Origin of the sequence: Nitrosospira sp. NpAV, from assembly GCF_000832065.1 — a bacterium.
Taxonomy (GTDB): Bacteria; Pseudomonadota; Gammaproteobacteria; order Burkholderiales; family Nitrosomonadaceae; genus Nitrosospira.
Map to the genome: position 1 here is coordinate 1 of NZ_JXQM01000123.1, position 532 is coordinate 532.

At 50.2% G+C, this 532-nt stretch carries 1 protein-coding gene; it reads right to left on the reverse strand.

Annotation, left to right across the window (positions count from 1 at the left end):
• Window positions 1-532 (reverse strand): type I-C CRISPR-associated protein Cas5c (gene cas5c, locus SQ11_RS15570; protein ID WP_156972539.1); only part of this gene is annotated, 532 nt, incomplete at both ends.

Genomic DNA, 532 nt, shown 5'->3' on the forward strand with positions numbered 1-532 from the left:
AAATATCCTCGATCAGCCTGAAGCTGGCAGAAAATTCGCGACAACCCAGATAAGGCTGGTTTACGCATTGTCCTTTGGCAGCGCGACGTTCGAACATGGCGAGAAATTTTGCCGCGGTATTGACTATGCCAGCCGCTTGCCGTTCTTCCGCATCATTGATGGAATGTTTCACCAGATGCGGATAGTGATGCTTGTGCCGTGAGGCATCGCGCATTTCGAAGTGTGCATGAATACGATAAGCAACATCGCGCAGGAATAACCCAGCACGTTGCTGGCGTTCATTCTCAATGTGCAGGCCAAGGTCGCCGCTACCACTGTTCATAGCAGTCTGTACATTGCGCGTTGATATAACCGCCCCGACTTCATTGCGCCGCAGATTGATCCATTTAATCGGATTTAGCACTTCTATTTTGGTGATATGCCACTGAATGGCAGGTTTCCACAGAATGGCTTCAAACACAGCGTGTGCGGCAGAAGGAGTCATCACGTCATAGCTGACACGTTCGACTTTCATTTCCGGCCGAGTGAAGCA